Here is a 15,672-nt window from a genome sequence, read left to right as displayed (position 1 = left end):
TGCCCCACGGCAGAGATCACCTAGTTGAGCACCACGTCCTCTCGTCATAGCGTGAAGACCTTCATGACTTCGTCGCCGTAGTCGTTTATGACCTTTACTGCAATCTTCCCAGTCTCTGGCTTGTCGAACGCTCGCGAGACTGTGTCGTACAAGCTTGCCCAGGCGTCTACGTCGATTTCCGACTTGAGCGCACCCTTCAGCCGCTTGAGTGGATCGTTGCCGCCGGTGAAGTAGCAGTGGCGAACGAAGAACGACTCCTCGTTGTACTTGGTGTCGACCATCCACAAGGCAACCTGATTCGTCCCGCCGCTTCGCACTTGACCCGTTGTCGGGTCGTAAACGTCAACGCCAAGCAACTCCACGACGAGACGGCCATCGTCCGTGCTTCGGACCTCGATGTCGGGCTCGCCGAACACAGTGAAGAGGTTGCCGGCGCCTGTCTTCTTGAGATCCTCACCCATCAGCAGATCCGCGTTCATGCGCACGAAGAGCACTGGGATCCGCCCCATCCGTCGGACGCCTGCGACGTTCGCGAAACCCTCTTCACTGGCCTCCACGGTCACGCCATCTGCCTCAGTGGCATTCAGCGCGGTGGGATCGAAGGCGAAGCCAAGTACGCACAGCAGGTCGACGTCTTCCATGTTGATTGCCTCGCGGGCTGCAGCCTTGATGAACGCTGGGCTGACTGTGCCGTACTGGGGTCCGACTGCAACCGCCACTCGGAAGGGCGACGCTCCTTCAACGTCATCCGCCTCGTTCTCTCGCCGCTCGCCCACGGCTTGGATGTAGGCACCCGCGTAAGCCTGAAGACTGGCGAACTCAATTCGCTCTGCCCGGCGGCCGTTCTGAACGCCAGCGCGGACCAGGTTGTCCAGGATCGTCTGCTCGAAAGTCGTGGCCCCTGCATCGAGTGCCGCGTTCTGCTCGCTTCTCGTCTCTCCCCCGCTCTCCCCTGCGGCCTGAGAAGAAAACGACAGCGACCTGTGTGGCGACAGGCTTTCTACAGTGAACGGACCGCTTACGCGAACAGTCTTTTTGTCCTCGTACGGCTTGTCGTAAAGCAACTCAACATCGGCATATCGCGCGATCGCGGCGTCGATCTCGGACCGTCCCATCCCCTCCTGGATATCGGGGTTATTGGCTATCGACTTCAACGTCACATGCGGCACGCGTTCATAAACAAAGCCTTGCCGGGTATCGTTGCCCTCGATACCCTGCGCCGTTGCCGTTGCCGTCGCCGTCAGCTCGGCAAGCTTGCGGCGTCCCGACTCGGAGTCCGCAAGGATGTAGTAGGGGAAGCGCGCGCCCATCAGCCGCTGGCGCGCAAGAGCCAGAGCCACCCGAGAGGTGTCGATCGTAATCCAACGACGGCCCCATTGCTCGGCGACGTACGCGGTCGCGCCCGAGCCACAGGTGGGATCCAAGACGAGATCGCCGGGATCCGTGCACATCAACATGCACCGACTGATGATCGTCGTAGACGTCTGCACTACGTAGATCTTCGGGTCCGCACGGCTTTGGATGCCGCCAACATCAGGCCAGACGTCGTTCAGCGGGAAGGCGGGAAAGTCATCGAGATAGCGGACGTAGGCGAGTGAGTTCCGCGTCGGACGCACGCGCCCGGCCGCGACAAGACGGGCCATGCCTTGGGGGTGCGTCTTCCACTCCCCAGAAAGCGGAGTGAAGGTTCGCCCGTCGACTGTTACCGGGTAGAAGCCTGTACGACCTGCCCTGATGCGAGGCGACGTCAGGTTGTCCAGGCGGTAAGGGCGTCCCGCGCCATCGACTTGGTCGTACTTTGCGGCCCCCGCCCCGCCCAGCGCCTTGTCTTGGTAGAGCTGACGAAACTTCAAGGAGTCGAGGTCGCGGGCATACCAAACGATGTAGCTAGCCGTCCCGGACAAGTAGCGTCCGGTCGTGGTGCCCGTAGTGGTGAAGGTGATAAGGCTGACGAAGTTCTCGGAACCGAAAACCTCGTCAAGCAAGCTTCTGACTAGATGCACGTTCTCGTCGCCAATCTGGACGAAAACGCTGCCGCTCTCAGTCAGGAGGTCGCGCACAACGACCAGCCGGTCGCGCAGGTAGCTGAGATAGGACCCGATCCCCAACTCCCAGGTGTCGCGAAAGGCTTTGATTTGCTCCGCCTCACGCGCTACGTCCTCCAGCTTGCCGTCCTTCACGTCCCGCCGCCGAGTCGATACTTGCCAGTTCGATCCGAACTTGATCCCATAGGGCGGATCGATGTAAACCATCTGCACTTTGCCGCGCATCGATTCCCGTTCGGCCAGGCTCGCCATCACTGGCAGCGAATCGCCCAGCACCATCCGGTTCGACCAATTGGCGGGGTGGCGGTAGAAGTCGACGAGGTCGAGTTCGTCTAGGCCGTCGAAGGTGTCGAAGAGAGTCGCCTCAGGCTCCTCCTGTCCCTCTGCCGCTGTCTGGCGAAGGTTCTCCACGAGCACCCGGGGGTCGATCTTCTCTTGGATGTAGATGGGCGGCGCATCCGCAAGGAGCTCCTCTGCAACGTCGTCCTTGCCTCGCCAGACGAGTTGAGGGTCAAGGCTGGGATCCCGGTCCCAACGGAGGTGCTTGATCTCTTCGACCTCCGGGTCGATGAAGTCCTGGGCGTCGGCGGTCGGCAGGTTGACACGCTTATCGGCGTGCTGGATTGCTTCGACCGGGGTAGCGCCCAGGGAAGCGTTCTGACGGCGTGGCACGCGAGTGCTCCTCAGGCCTTGATGTCGAGCAGGTCGGGGTCGCCCACGATGGGCGCGTCTGCGTAAAGTGCTTCGATAGCCTCTGCGAGTCGTTCGCGGGCGCTTGGCATATCGGTAATCTCCACGTAGCCCCAGCGACCGAAGCCACCGTGGTTGTTGACCGAGGCGCACCACATGTCGCGCGCTGTGCGGGCCTTAACCGTGGTCGGGCCTGGGCTCTTCTGGCCACCGGATACTTCGACCACGAGGACGTGATCGATGGGGTCACCTGGGCGCCGACGCAGCCGCACTAGGAAGTCCGGGACGTAGGAGTGCGTGACTCCTTTGTGCACGTAGGGGATGGTTAGGCCGACGTGGTCGTTCTTGACGTAGGAGGCAACGTCGCGGTGCAGCTCACACTCTGTGGCGATCACTTGCTCCCACGTGTTGCCGCCTACTCCGTCGAGAACGACGTGACTTACTTCTGACTTCTCGGTCGGGATGTGCTTCTTCCGGCTCGGGAAGGACACATTCGCCGTTGAACCTTGAGGATCGAAGCGGCGCAACAGTGGAACCAGGCGTGCCCGACGCGAGCCATCAATGCTGGAGATCGATCGAGCAACTGCTTCCGCCGCAAGTGCTCGGTACTCAGCGAGCGACACAAAGCCGACTGATAGGCCGTCTTCCGGGTCAACATGGGTCGCCAACCACTGACGGGTGAACTCGGCGACTCGGGGAAACAGCCACGGCCGACGATCTTCACCGATCCGAAGGTGTGACTCGACGACTACCGTCGCGACGTCATAAGCAACCTGCTGCGGTCGGATCTGGGTGAAGTGCGAGAGGTCTACGTCTTCCTCGGCACCTGCGATACCAGCAGTCCGCGTCCACGTGGCTACCTGTTCGCGACGCACTGGTAACCGCTCCGCGTCGCGGGTGTCGAAGACCAGCTCGTCGTCAGGTATCTCAAGCCGATAGCCGTCGACTTTCGGAAAGTTGATCCGCAGGTGCTCGCGCCCCGGAACCGAGTGAATTTCAGTGGCCGGCGGCTTCGGTTTCGGATCTGGACCAGGTGCACCGCCCACGAAGGAGAAGGGCACGCCATAGACATTGGCGTACTCAGCTTCGAGCTTGCCGTCCTCATTGAGCGTGTAACTACGGCGGCGAAGTCCACGTCCGACGACCTGCTCGCAGAGCAGTTGGCTGCCGAAGGCGCGCACGCCCAAGACATGGGTGACCGTGTTGGCGTCCCAGCCCTCAGTCAGCATGGAGACGGAAACGACGCAGCGCACGTCGCCTCCGAGCCGGCCGGGCTTGCCGACGGTGTTCATCACTTCGCGGAGTAGGTCTTCGTCGGTAAGCTTGTCGACGTCCGCCCCAGGAAAGCGCCGCCGGTACTCAGCCTTGAAGGCGTCGATCTCCGCGTGCGCGGCCTTCTTAAAGTCCTCGGTGAGTGCTTCCCCGGACTCCAAGTGCGCCGAGTCAATGAGCAGTGTGCGTGGTCGTCTGGCCCAGGTGCCGTCTACGACGTTGGAGAACAGGGGCAGATTGCCCGCACGCAGCACAGTGGAGTCGCCTGAGGTCTTGATCTCTTCGCCGGCGATCCAGTCGTAGACCAATTTGGACACGACGGTGTTTGGGCAGACGACGATGAACACGGGGGGTGGCTCGCCGAGCGACGCCAGCTCGCGTTCGTAGTGGTCCCAGGCCCGCTGATAGGAGCGGTAGAGGCTTTCCATCGCTCCTTGCAGGGTGGCCGGCATCGTCCAACTTCCGCCAACCACGGCCTGCTTCGCCCGGCGCTTGGGCAACTCCTTACCGACGCTGTCCCACAGCCGGAGATAGGTCACCTCTTGCCCGGGCGCATCGTCATCGACCGGCAGTCGCGGGACCTTAACGATGCCCGACTCGATGGCGTCCATCAGCGAGAAATCGCTGACCGTCCAGGGGAAGATGAAGCCTTCGTTGTAGCCCGAGCCCGACAGATAATAGGGCGTTGCACTCAGGTCGTAGATGCCCTTCAGTCCGACCTTCGACTTGATGGCTCGCAAGCCCGCGAACCAGACCCTGGCTGCGGCGTTGCGCTCCTCAGCCTCGGCGTCCTTCCGGCTGGCCGTGTCCTCTATTACAAGCGGCTTGTCCTGGTAGCAGTGGTGCGCCTCATCGTTGAGGACCAGGACCTTGGCGCCGCCCTTCCCTGAACCGGCGCCTGTGCCGAAGTCGCGAAGAACCCGGGAAACGACGTCCTCAGCGGTTTCCTTGAACGGGTCGACCGTCCTGCCCTGGTTAAGAATCTGACGCGTCTTTGGGGCGACGCCTCGGATTTCGCGCCGGTCCCGCGGCAGGAAGGCGTGATAGTTGGTGATGACCACATGCGCGTTGTGTAGCGCCCCCCAAAGGTCGGCGGGGACCAGGTCACGGAGCCTGTAGTAGTTGTCGTCATCGCTGGGCAAGAGCACGCGCAGCCGGTCCCGGATGGTGATGCCCGGTGTCACCACAAGAAATCGGTTGGTGAAGCGCGCATCCCGCCGATTGTGAGCGCGGTTGAGGGTTTGCCAAGCGATGAGCATTGCCATGACAACCGTCTTGCCGGAGCCGGTCGCCATCTTGAGGGCCGTCCGAGGTAGGCCCGCGTTGTGCACCGCGTTCGCCTCGTCCACTCGACGCCGCCAGTCTGAGCCTGACCAGCGGCCTCGTCCCGCGACCTCCGCGAGGAAGATCGCCGTCTCGACTGCTTCGCGCTGACAGAACAGGACGCGCTCTTCGCCGCGGGAAGGATCCGACCAGTGCTCCAACAGCTTGCGGGTGATCGGGGTGACGCCGTCGTACGTGTTGCGCCACTTGTCGACGGCGGTGCGTATGTCGTTGATCAGGCTGTTCGGCTCGCGCCGCTCGCCCGTGACGTCGAAGTCAAGAACCTCCTGAACGGCCACCGTGTTCTTGCCCTTGCGCGTCGCGGGGATGGGGACCCACGACTCGCTGCCCCTACGCCCAGGAAGTACCTCACCAGTCGGACCATCAGGACCTACTTCGAAGTGGCGCTGAGGCGGGTCGTAGGGACCGTTCAGAACTGGGTTGGCCAGTTCGCTTGCCATGCGAGCACGCCCCCTTGTTGCACAACGCGACCGAGGTGGAACCCTACGTCAGCTTCGAGCGCGCCCGGTTTCACAACACCCACGAACCTATGCGTCAGTCTCCAACTGACGGGCCCGCCCGGTCTGGCCGGGGCTGGGCCGTAGCGGAGCGGAGCAGCTGGGTCTGTCCGCGAGGGGACTCAGGGACAGACCCAGCCCGGGGCTCAGACTCGCGTCGCCGAAGCCAGGTCGCCTTGAGGCCCTGTTGAGGACGCCGATTCGTTACCGGCTCTGTTACCCATCAGCCCAGGAAGCGGCGGTACGGCGAGTGAACCTCCAGGAGTTCAGCCGTCGCTGAAGGGCCTGGTCAGGTGGCCCCACGGGACTCCGCGTGACCACGGAGCAAGAGCGGGACAGCTAAGCGGTCGGTCGCAGGTTCGATCCCTGCCGGGCGCGCCTACGAGAGCCTGACGTCCCGCGCGGGACGAGTCAGGCGTCGTCGGCGGGACGGGCGGCCGAGAAGCCCGACCGTGGCCAGCGCGAACCCGGTGACCGCCTGCCCCAGGGAGGTGTCGGGCGCAACGCCCCCGCCACCGTCGTCCACGAGCAGGAAGACCGATCACGCCAGGACGCTCGCACCGAGGCAGGCACCGAGCACCGCGAGCACCTGCCGCCGGCGCGTCCGGCGCAGCCGCCGCTCGGCAGCCGCGTCCGGCGTGCCGGAGAGCAGTCGCTCCGCCTCGGCCCAGCGGGCACCGGCGTCGGGCGGCACCGGCTGGTCGTCGGACGCCGGCCGCAGCACCCACGGACGGGGCCGCAGCGCCTCTAGCCGTCCGCGCGCCACCCGCCCGGGTGACGCCCGCGGATCAGCGGCTCCGCTGCTCCGGCGGGACCCAGCCGATCGCCGGGGCGACGTGGCGGGCGAGCGTCTCCAGCAGCCGGGCGTTGTACTCGACGCCGAGCATGTTGGGCACGGTGAGCAGCAGGGTGTCGGCCTCGCGAACGGCGGCGTCCTTGGCCAGCTCCTCGGCCAGCTGGTCGGGCTCACCGACGTAGCTCTTGCCGAAGCGGGCCCGCACGCCCTCGAGCAGGCCGACCTGGTCCTCGCCCGAGCGCTCGCCGAAGTACTGCCGGTCGAGGTCGCTGGTGACCGGCAGAACGCTGCGGCTCACCGACACCCGCGGCGTCCGCTCCCAGCCGGCCTCCTCCCAGGCGGCGCGGTAGCGGGCGATCTGGTCGGCCTGCAGCTCGTCGAAGGGGACGCCGGTGTCCTCGCTGAGCAGCGTGGAGCTCATCAGGTTCATCCCCTGCCGGGCGGCCCACTCCCCCGTCGCCCGGGTGCCCGCACCCCACCAGATGCGCTCGGCCAGGCCCGGCGACAAGGGCTGGACCGGCAGTCTCCCGGGCATGCCGCCGGTCATCCGCGGGTCGGCGTCCACCAGCGGCTCGCCCCGGACCGCCGCCAGGAACAGCGCGGTCTTCTGCCGGGCCAGGTCGGCGTCGGTCGAACCCTCCGGCGGGACGTAGCCGAAGGCCTCGGAGCCGCGCAGCGCCGTCTCGGGCGACCCCCGGCTGACGCCCAGCTGCAGCCGGCCGTCGCTGAGCAGGTCGGTCGCCGCCGCCTCCTCGGCCATGTACAGCGGGTTCTCGTAGCGCATGTCGATCACGCCGGTGCCGATCTCGATCCGCCGGGTGCGTGCGGCCATGGCGGCCAGCAGGGGGAACGGCGAGGCCAGCTGCCGGGCGAAGTGGTGCACCCGCACGTAGGCGCCGTCGAGCCCGACCTCCTCGGCCGCGACCGCCAGCTCCACGCTCTGCACGAGCGCGTCCCTCCCGGTCCGCACCTGCGAGCCCGGGATCGGCTGCCAGTGCCCGAAGGACAGGAACCCGATCCGCTTCTCCATCACCCTCACCCCTCGTCGCTCTGCTGTCGTCGAGCACCGGGAGTCCCGCGCGTGTTCCCGAGGGCGGTCGGCGCTCCCCCGGACGGCGACCTCAGCAGCCCCAGCCGCCTCCCCTGCCTCCCCGTGCACAGAATGTCACGATGTGTGACCGATCGACCACGACTCTCCGTCCCCGGGTTCCCGGCCTCGGGGGATCCGGTCCCGCACGCTGTCCGGGTGAACCTGAGCGCCCCCGACGTGTCGCGTCCCCAGGAGGGGACCGCCGGCGCCGCCGCCGGCTCGAGGCTCCGCGCGATCGACACCCTGCTGGCCGACCGCGGGCAGCTCTTCCGCGCCCTGTTCGTCGCCGCCCCCATCCCCAAGGCCCTCGTCGACCTCGACGGCCACCTGCTCGTGGTCAACGACGCGCTGTGCGCCATGACCGGCCGCACGCCCGAGGACATGGTCGGCCGGCACGTCGACCTGCTCGCCCACCCGGACGAGGCCCCGGTGCCCGACAGCGCCGACGGTCCGCTGGACCCGTGGCTGCGCGTGGACGGCGAGCGTCGGCTGCGCCGCGCCGACGGCACGGAGCTGTGGGCCACCCAGTCGCACGAGGTGATCCACACCAGCGCCGGGGCGCCGCAGTTCGTCGTCCTCTCGCTGGTCGACGTCACCGACCGCCGCCGCGCCGAGGAGGACCTGGTCCGGCGGGCCTTCACCGACCCGCTGACCGGCCTGCCCAACCGGCGGGCACTGAACGACCGGCTCAACCACGCCCTGGCCCTCTCCCGGCGCCGCGGGCTGCAGGTCGGGCTGGTGCACCTGAACCTCGACCGGTTCCAGGCGGTCAACGACGTCCTCGGCAACGAGGCCGGCGACCAGCTGCTCATCCAGGTCGCCGACCGGCTGCGCTGGAGCACGCGCGCCGAGGACACCGCGGTGCGGCTGGGCGGCGACGAGTTCCTCATCCTCGCCGAGGACGTCGAGGACCTCGACGGGCTGCGCACCATGGCCGACCGGCTGCTCGGCGTGCTCGACGACCCCTTCCTCATCGGCAAGCGCGAGATCGTGCTGTCGGCCAGCGTGGGCCTGACCCTGGGTACCGACGTCGCCCCCGACGACCTGTTGCGCCAGGCCCACGCCGCGCTCACCCGCGCGAAGGCCGACGGCAGCCGCGCCCGCATCGAGGTGCACGACGGCGGCCTGTCCGACAGCGAGGTCGACCAGCTGCAGCTGGAGGCCGACCTGCGCAACGCCCTGGAGTCCGACGAGCTGCGGCTCTTCTACCAGCCGATCGTGTCGCTGGCCGACGAGACGCTGCTGGGCTACGAGGCGCTCATCCGCTGGCAGCACCCCACCCGCGGGCTGCTGCCGCCGGGGGCCTTCCTCACCGCGGCCGAGGACAACCGGCTCACCTCCCGGCTGGGCGCCTGGGTGCTCCGCCAGGCCTGCTTCGACGCCGCCGGCTGGCCGGCCGGCCTGCGTGTGCACGTCAACATCTCCGCCCGCCACCTCGCCGAGCCCGGCTTCCCCGAGCTGGTCACCGACGCGCTGGCCGAGTCCGGCCTACCGCCGGAGCGGCTGGAGCTGGAGATCACCGAGTCGACGGCGCTGTTCGCCGCAGATGCCACGCTGCAGGCGGTCTCCGAGGTGACCGACGCCGGCGTCACCCTGGCGCTGGACGACTTCGGCACCGGCTACTCGGCGATCACCGCGCTGCACCGGCTGCCCATCCACACCGTGAAGATCGACCGGTCCTTCGTCGCCGACGTGGTCACCGAGCCCTCGACCGCGGCGCTGGTGCAGGGCCTGGTCCAGCTGGGCATCGGCATGGGCCTGCAGGTCATCGCCGAGGGCATCGAGGACCTCGACCAGGCCGACTGGCTGCGCGAGCACGGCTGCGAGATGGCCCAGGGCTACGCCTTCGGCCGGCCGGCGCCGCTACCCGCCACCGTGCCGAGCACCGGGGACGTCGACCTGACCGGCACCCTGCCGCCCGGCGAGGTCACCGTGCAGGACGTGCTCGACGGCGAGGTCCTGGTCACCTCCGGGCTGCCGCCGGTGCCCGCTCCCGAGCCGCCGACCACCCGGGCGATGACGGTCGACGAGCTGACCGCCGAGGGCCTGCCCACCGAGGACCGCCGGCTCGACGCGGACTAGGGGCGCGCTCCCGACGCGGAGTGGTTCAGCCGCGCGGCAGCGCCAGCGGCACCGGCCGCTTGGCGGCGCGGCCGTCCCCCGAGGACCGGCCGCGCAGCCGCCGGCCGATCCACGGCGCGACGAAGCCGCGCACCCACGCGGCCTCCTCGGCCAGCGCCGTCCGCAGCGCGCGGGGTGGCTGCGGCGGCAGCGGCGTGCGCCAGTCGTCGGCCACCCGCAGCCCCAGCGCGGTCGCCGCGGCCAGCGCCGTCCGCCGGTGGCCCTCGGCCGTGAGGTGGATGCGGTCGCTGTCCCACATCCGCCAGTCCTGCACCCACCCGGCACCCCACTGGTCGAGCACGACGGCGCCGTGCCGGGCCGCCATCGACCACAGCGAGGTGTTGAAGACCGCGACCCGCCCGCGGGTGCGCCGGAGGATCGGCGTCTGCCGCGGGTCCACGCCGGTCGCCAGCAGCACGTCGGCGCCCGCGGCGCGGAAGCGGGCGACGGCGTCCTCCAGGTCCGCGGCCAGCCGGTCGGGGTCGGCGCCGGGGCGCAGCAGGTCGTTGCCGCCGGCCACCAGGCTCACCAGGTCCGGCTCGGCGGCCAGCGCGACCGGCACCTGCTCGCCGAGCACCTGGCCGAGCAGCCGGCCGCGGATGGCCAGGTTGGCGTACTCCACGTCCCCGGCGGCCGCGGCCGCCAGGTGCTCGGCCAGCCGGTCGGCCCAGCCGCGGAACTCGCCGGGGCGCTGCGGATCGGGGTCGGCCAGCCCTTCGGTGAAGGAGTCGCCGAGGGCGACGTAGCGGCGCCAGGAGGTGCGGGAGGGTCCGAGCTGCACGCCTCCACTCCAGCACGGTGACCGGGCACACAGCCGCCCGCCCCGGGAGAGGACCACCTCGCCGACCGGCCCCGTCCAGGGCACCGCGCCGAGCCCGCGAGGGGTGGGGAGGACGGGGCCCTGTTACCTGCAGGATGGGCGCGTGCGGACGACGGGCAGCAGGGAGGTCTACCGCAACCCGTGGATCCGGGTGCGGGAGGACGTGGTGGAACGCGCCGACGGCAGCACCGGGATCTACGGCGTGGTCGAGAAGCCGCACTTCGCCCTGGTGCTGCCCTCCGAGCGCGACGGCTTCTGGCTGGTCGAGCAGTTCCGCCACCCGGTCGGCCGGCGGGCCTGGGAGTTCCCGCAGGGCACCTGGACGTCGGGGTCGGAGGGATCGGCCGAGGAGCTGGCCCGCGCGGAGCTGGCCGAGGAGACCGGCCTGCGCGCCGGGTCGCTGCGGCACCTCGGCCACCTCGACCTCGCGCCGGGGCTGTCCACCCAGGAGTTCGACGTCTGGCTGGCCACCGAGCTGACCCAGGGACCCACCGCGCGGGAGGCGACCGAGGCCGACATGCGGTCGGCCTTCGTCAGCGAGGCCGAGCTGCGGGCGATGGTCCGCGACGGCCGGTTCACCGACGGGCCGAGCATGGCCGCCTACGGGCTGCTGCTGCTCGACCGGTCCTCCTGACCCCGCGGGTCCTCGGCCGCGTCGCGGCGGCGGCGGACGTCGTCGGGCAGCAGCTCGACCAGCTCGCATCGTGGCCGGCGGTCCAGGCGGCGACGCGGGCGACCGCGGCGGCCGGCGTCCGCCGGGGGTGCAGGACCAGCCCGATCCGGGCGATCGGGCGTCGCGCCGCGGACTCCACGCGCCCGTGCTCCCCCGTCTGGCCGGTCGCGGTGTGGTCGACTGGCCGCCATGCCGGTCGACCCCGCCTCGTTCGCCGAGGCCCTGCGCCAGTACGCCGCCGGGGTGTGCCTGCTGACCGTCCGCGACGACATCGACGACGTCGGCACCACGGTCTCCTCGGTCATGAGCGTGTCCGCCCAGCCGCCGCTGGTCGCCGTCGGCCTCTCCGCGGGCGGCTACCCGGCCGAGGTGCTCGAGGAGGTGGGGCGGTGCGCGGTGACCGTGCTGGCCGCCGAGCACGCGATCGTGGCGAGCCGGTTCTCCTCCGCCGGCCGGCCCAGCGCGCGGCACCTGCTGGAGTCGGTCCCGTGGCGGCGGGCGGAGGACAGCGGGGGGATCGTGCTGGAGGGCGGGCTGGCCGCGCTGGACTGCCGGCTGGAGCGGCTGGTCGAGGCCGGCGACCACGTGCTCGCGCTGCTGGAGGTCACCGGCGTCCCCGTGCTCGCCGGAGGTGGCGCCCCGCTGCTGCGACTGCGCGGCCGCTACGTCGACGCGACCGGTGAGCCCGCCGGACGCGCTTGATCCCCCGCTCCCTCCGGCACACTGCGGCCACGGATGTCACATCTGGGCCCCGGGCGGTGCTGTAGGGACATGGAGCTCGTTCGACACCCGCGACCCGAGGCCGCCCTGGCCCTCCCGGGTGCGGGGCAGCGCAGCGCGACGGGCGGGATCGGGGGGACCGACGGCGTGGCGGCTCCGCGGGCGGTTCCCGTGGCCGTGCGCGCCGACCTCGGCGAGGTGTTCCGCCAGGAGTACCCGCGGGTGGTCGGCGTGGCCGCCCGGGTGCTGGGGTCGCGGGACTCCGCCGAGGACGTCGCGCAGGACGTGTTCCTGTCCTTCGCCCGCTCGTCGGTGCCGGCCGGCGAGGCCCGCGGCTGGCTCTCGGTCGCCGCGGCCCACACCGCGCTGAACCTGCTCCGCTCGGGACGCCGCCGTGCCTCCCGGGAGGAGACCGCCGCCGCGGCGGACGACGTCGTGGCGCCCGACGTGGCCGACGCCGTCGTGACCCTCGAGGAACGCCGCCGGGTGCGGGCCGCGCTCGCCCGGCTGCCCCGCAGACAGGCCGTGGCCCTCGTGCTGCGGCACAGCGGCATGGGCTACGCCGACGTCGCGGCGGCCCTCGACCTGTCCCCCGGGAGCGTCGGCACGACCGTGCGGCGCGCCGAGTCCGCGCTGCGGAAGGAGCTGGATCGCCATGCGTCATCCGACTGAGGGCGTGCTGCGCCGCCTCGTCGACGAACCGGCCGGGGTCTCCGACGCCGACCGGCAGCACGTCGCCGACTGCCCCGTGTGCCTCGTCGGCCTGGCCGCCGCCCGCGAGGACGCCGCTGCCGTGGGGGCCGCGCTGCGCTCCGAGGGCGCCGGGCACACCGACCCCGCGACCGCTTGGGCGCGCCTGTCCTCCGCGCTGCCCGCCCGGGCCGCGACACCGGCGCCGGCTCCCCGGCGGCGCAGCGGACTGCTGCACCGCCCGGTGGCCGCGGCGCTCGCCTTCGTCGTCGTCCTCTCCGGCGCCGGTGTCGCCGCGGCGAACGACTGGCTGCCCATCTTCCGCACCGAGCAGGTCGCCCCGCTCGAGGTCAGCACCGCCGACCTCGTCGCGCTGCCCGACCTCACCGCCTACGGCGACGTCGAGCTGACCGGCGACGACGGTCCGCACGCCGTTCCCGACGCCGCGGCCGCCCGCGCCGAGACCGGCCTGGACGTCCCCGAGGTGGACGCCCTGCCGGTGGGCGTGGAGGGCGAACCCACGTACCAGGCGGTCGGCGAGCTGAGCGGCGTCTTCACGTTCTCCGCCGCCAAGGCGGCCGAGGCCGCGGCGGCATCGGGGGAGCCCCTGCCGCCCGTGCCCGCGGGCCTCGACGGCAGCCGGGTGCGGCTCACCGCCGGTCCGGGAGTCGCGGCGGTGTGGTCGCAGGCCTCCGGGATGCCCACCCTGGTCGTCGGCCGTGCGGTCGCGCCGTCGGCGTCCTCGTCCGGCGTCCCCTTCGAGACCGTCCGCGACTTCCTGCTGTCGCTGCCGGGCCTGCCCGACGACCTGGCGGCCCAGCTGCGCACCTTCACCGCCGACGGGTCGACCCTGCCGATCCCGGTGCCGGCCGACCTGGTGGAGACCTCCACGGCGGAGGTCGGCGGTGTGCCCGCCACCGTGCTCGAGTCCCGCGATCAGGCCCTGGCCGCCGTGGTCTGGGTCGACGAGGGCGTCGTCACCCTCGTCGGTGGCGCACTCGGCGCCGACGAGGTGCTGGACGTGGCCGGGGACCTGTGATGAGCACGGCCGACGCGCCCGCGGTCGCCGGACCCGGCGACGCCGCCGTCCGGGCCGCGGCGCAGCTGGTCCGCGACCTGCCGCCGGCCCCGGCCCTGTGGTGCGACGGCCTGCGCAAGCGGTACGGACGGCGCACGGCGGTGGACGGCGTCTCGCTCGCGGTGGGCCGCGGTGAGGTGGTCGGCCTGCTCGGACCGAACGGGGCAGGCAAGACCACGGTCATCAAGATGCTGCTGGGGCTGGTCCGTCCCGACGCCGGCGAGGTGATGGTGCTCGGCCGGCCCGGCAGCGACCCGGCCGCCCGTGCCCGGGTGGGCTACCTGCCCGAGCTGTTCCGCTACCAGCCCTGGCTGACCGCGGCGGAGGTGCTCGAGCTGCACGTCCGGCTGGCCGGTGCCGACGTCCCACGGGACGAGCGGCACGGCTGCCTGGAGCTCGTCGGGCTGGGCAGCCGCGCCGGTGACCGGGTCGGGAGCTTCTCCAAGGGCATGCAGCAGCGGCTGGGCCTGGCCGTGGCGCTGGTGGCCCGCCCCGAGCTCGTGGTGCTCGACGAGCCGACCAGCGCCCTCGACCCGCTCGGCCGGGCCGACGTGCGCGACGTGGTCCTCTCGCTCCGGGAGCGCGGCGTGGCGGTGCTGCTGAACTCGCACCTCATCGGCGAGGTGGAGCGGGTGTGCGACCGCGTGGTCGTCCTGGACCGGGGCAGGGTCGCCGCTTCCGGCACGCTGGCCGAGCTGCTGGGCCGGCGCGAGGTGCGGCTGCACCTGACCGGGGTCGGTCCCGACGGACAGGCGCGCCTGGCCGCCGCCGGGCCGGTGGAGCGCGAGGGCGAGTGGTTCACCGTCGGGCTGCCGGCCGAGGAGGACGGAGTCACCGTGCCGGACCTGGTGGGCGACCTGGTGGCGCTCGGCGTGCGGGTGCACGCGGTGGAGCCGGCGCGGATCAGCCTGGAGGAGCGGCTGCTCGGCATCCTGCGGGCCGGGGCCGAGGACCGGTCGTGACCGCGCGGACCGTCCTCACCATCGCGGGGCTCACCCTGCGCGAGGCCTCCCGGCGGCGGGTGCTGTGGGCGCTCGCCGCCCTGACCGTCGCGCTGCTGTCCCTGAGTGGCTGGGGCTTCTCGCGGCTGGCGGGGGTCGAGACCGAGTTCGGGACGATGACCAGCGGCCAGGCGCGGCTGGTGGCCTCGCAGCTGCTCAACCTCGTCATGTTCGGGATGAGCCTGATCGCGGCACTGGGGACGGCGTTCCTCGCGGGCCCCACCCTCTCCGGCGAGGTGGAGAGCGGCATCTCCCTCACGATGCTCGCCCGGCCGGTGCGCCGCTCCACGGTGCTGCTCGGCAAGTGGCTGGGGCTGGTGGCCTTCGGCAGCGGCTTCGTCGTCCTCGCCGGCCTGGCGCAGTGCCTCGTCGTCGAGCTGACCGTCGGCTACTGGCCGCCGGACATCGTGGGCGCGCTCGCGTTGCTGGCCGGGCAGACCACGGTGCTGCTGACCCTGGGCCTGCTGCTGTCGACCGTCGTGTCCCCGATGGCGTCCGGGGTGGTGGCCGTCGGGCTGTTCGGCGCGACCTGGATCGCCGGCGTCGTCGGCGGCATCGGGCAGGCGCTCGGCAACGACGGCGTCGCCCGGGTCGGCACGGTGTCGCGCATCCTGCTGCCCACCGACGGGCTCTGGCGCGGGGCGATGCACTCGCTCCAGGACCCGTCCGCGCTCACCCAGTTCGGCGTCGAGATGGAGGGGTTCCCCTTCCTCAGCGAGGCCCCGCTCACCGCGGCGTACCTGGCGTGGTCGGTCGTGTGGGTGGCGATGGTCTGGGGGTTGGCCGCGCTCGCCTTCTCGCGCCGCGACCTCTGAGAGAGGTCCGTGAACTGACC

General features: G+C 70.8%; 12 protein-coding genes. 7 read left to right on the top strand and 5 right to left on the bottom strand.

Annotated features, from left to right (window positions below):
* Positions 1–44: 44 nt before the first annotated feature.
* The 4 genes from ACWIX3_RS11185 to ACWIX3_RS11170 all read right to left on the bottom strand — a co-directional run bounded on the left by ACWIX3_RS11185 (position 45) and on the right by ACWIX3_RS11170 (position 7,674).
* A complete protein-coding gene (locus ACWIX3_RS11185) occupies positions 45–2,717 on the bottom strand; it encodes a site-specific DNA-methyltransferase (protein ID WP_448612145.1) in 2,673 nt (890 codons plus the stop codon).
* A gap of 11 nt (positions 2,718–2,728) precedes the next feature.
* Positions 2,729–5,791: a BPTD_3080 family restriction endonuclease gene (locus ACWIX3_RS11180; protein ID WP_448612144.1), complete on the bottom strand. Its 3,063-nt coding sequence runs from the start codon at positions 5,789–5,791 to the stop codon at positions 2,729–2,731.
* A gap of 598 nt (positions 5,792–6,389) precedes the next feature.
* Positions 6,390–6,572 carry a hypothetical protein gene (locus ACWIX3_RS11175; RefSeq protein WP_448612143.1) on the bottom strand — a complete coding sequence of 61 codons (183 nt, stop codon included), beginning with the start codon at positions 6,570–6,572 and terminating at the stop codon, positions 6,390–6,392.
* Between the two features lie 64 nt (positions 6,573–6,636).
* On the bottom strand, positions 6,637–7,674 hold the full coding sequence (locus ACWIX3_RS11170) for an LLM class flavin-dependent oxidoreductase (RefSeq protein ID WP_448612142.1): 1,038 nt from the start codon (positions 7,672–7,674) through the stop codon (positions 6,637–6,639).
* Positions 7,675–7,890: 216 nt separating this feature from the next.
* Here ACWIX3_RS11170 and ACWIX3_RS11165 point away from each other — a divergent pair, with 216 nt between their 5' ends.
* Entirely contained in the window at positions 7,891–9,816 is a 1,926-nt protein-coding gene (locus tag ACWIX3_RS11165; RefSeq protein WP_448612141.1) for a putative bifunctional diguanylate cyclase/phosphodiesterase, read from the top strand.
* Between the two features lie 25 nt (positions 9,817–9,841).
* On the opposite strand, the gene ACWIX3_RS11160 is transcribed toward ACWIX3_RS11165, so the two are convergent.
* On the bottom strand, positions 9,842–10,636 hold the full coding sequence (locus ACWIX3_RS11160) for an SGNH/GDSL hydrolase family protein (protein ID WP_448612140.1): 795 nt from the start codon (positions 10,634–10,636) through the stop codon (positions 9,842–9,844).
* Positions 10,637–10,778: 142 nt separating this feature from the next.
* Between ACWIX3_RS11160 and ACWIX3_RS11155 the strand changes: the two genes are divergently transcribed.
* From ACWIX3_RS11155 to ACWIX3_RS11130, 6 genes are all read left to right on the top strand, one after another.
* Complete coding sequence (locus ACWIX3_RS11155) at positions 10,779–11,309, top strand: NUDIX domain-containing protein (RefSeq protein WP_448612139.1); 531 nt, start codon at positions 10,779–10,781, stop codon at positions 11,307–11,309.
* Between the two features lie 228 nt (positions 11,310–11,537).
* Positions 11,538–12,050 carry a flavin reductase family protein gene (locus tag ACWIX3_RS11150; protein ID WP_448612138.1) on the top strand — a complete coding sequence of 171 codons (513 nt, stop codon included), beginning with the start codon at positions 11,538–11,540 and terminating at the stop codon, positions 12,048–12,050.
* 69 nt (positions 12,051–12,119) lie between these two features.
* On the top strand, positions 12,120–12,740 hold the full coding sequence (locus ACWIX3_RS11145; RefSeq protein ID WP_448612137.1) for an RNA polymerase sigma factor: 621 nt from the start codon (positions 12,120–12,122) through the stop codon (positions 12,738–12,740).
* Positions 12,724–13,797: a hypothetical protein gene (locus tag ACWIX3_RS11140; protein WP_448612136.1), complete on the top strand. Its 1,074-nt coding sequence runs from the start codon at positions 12,724–12,726 to the stop codon at positions 13,795–13,797. Before ACWIX3_RS11145 ends, ACWIX3_RS11140 begins: the two co-directional genes overlap by 17 nt.
* Positions 13,797–14,798, top strand: coding sequence for an ABC transporter ATP-binding protein (locus tag ACWIX3_RS11135; RefSeq protein ID WP_448612135.1), 1,002 nt, complete (start codon positions 13,797–13,799; stop codon positions 14,796–14,798). Before ACWIX3_RS11140 ends, ACWIX3_RS11135 begins: the two co-directional genes overlap by 1 nt.
* Entirely contained in the window at positions 14,795–15,652 is an 858-nt protein-coding gene (locus ACWIX3_RS11130) for an ABC transporter permease (RefSeq protein WP_448612134.1), read from the top strand. The genes ACWIX3_RS11135 and ACWIX3_RS11130 overlap by 4 nt, the downstream gene beginning before the upstream one ends.
* Positions 15,653–15,672: the final 20 nt, after the last annotated feature.

It is taken from the genome of Geodermatophilus sp. URMC 60, from assembly GCF_053502585.1.
Note: the sequence above shows the minus strand (reverse complement) of the source record. Positions and strands in the feature narration are given on the sequence as shown.

Coding starts and splice junctions, on each gene's coding strand:
- ACWIX3_RS11170 (WP_448612142.1), bottom strand. CDS start 7,674: ATGGAGAAGCGGATCGGGTTCCTGTCCTTCGGGCACTGGCAGCCGATC.
- ACWIX3_RS11135 (WP_448612135.1), top strand. CDS start 13,797: ATGAGCACGGCCGACGCGCCCGCGGTCGCCGGACCCGGCGACGCCGCC.
- ACWIX3_RS11180 (WP_448612144.1), bottom strand. CDS start 5,791: ATGGCAAGCGAACTGGCCAACCCAGTTCTGAACGGTCCCTACGACCCG.
- ACWIX3_RS11145 (WP_448612137.1), top strand. CDS start 12,120: ATGGAGCTCGTTCGACACCCGCGACCCGAGGCCGCCCTGGCCCTCCCG.
- ACWIX3_RS11150 (WP_448612138.1), top strand. CDS start 11,538: ATGCCGGTCGACCCCGCCTCGTTCGCCGAGGCCCTGCGCCAGTACGCC.
- ACWIX3_RS11140 (WP_448612136.1), top strand. CDS start 12,724: ATGCGTCATCCGACTGAGGGCGTGCTGCGCCGCCTCGTCGACGAACCG.